The organism is Streptomyces sp. MMG1533 (genome assembly GCF_001279775.1).
Taxonomy (GTDB): domain Bacteria; phylum Actinomycetota; class Actinomycetes; order Streptomycetales; family Streptomycetaceae; genus Streptomyces.
Genome location: NZ_LGDG01000170.1, coordinates 1 through 305 on the forward strand (window position 1 = coordinate 1; position 305 = coordinate 305).

The 305-nt window shown below is 68.2% G+C and carries 1 protein-coding gene; it reads right to left on the bottom strand.

Annotated features, from left to right (window positions below):
* The coding region (locus ADK57_RS18255; protein WP_199830612.1) for a UvrB/UvrC motif-containing protein at positions 1–305 on the bottom strand (305 nt) is incomplete at both ends.

The window sequence follows — 305 nt, forward strand, 5'->3', positions numbered from 1 at the left end:
GAAGCGGCCTTCTCGAAGTCCTGCGAGTCGATCGCGGACTCCTTGTCCCGGCGCACCCCGGCGATCTTCTCGTCGAACTCGCGCAGGTCCGGCGGCGCGGTCATCCGGCGGATACGCATCCGGGAACCGGCCTCGTCGATCAGGTCGATCGCCTTGTCGGGAAGGAAGCGGTCCGAGATGTACCGGTCGGCCAGGGTGGCGGCCTGGACCAGCGCCTCGTCCGTGATCGAGACACGGTGGTGGGCCTCGTACCGGTCACGCAGACCCTTGAGGATCTCGATCGTGTGCGGCAGCGACGGCTCCGC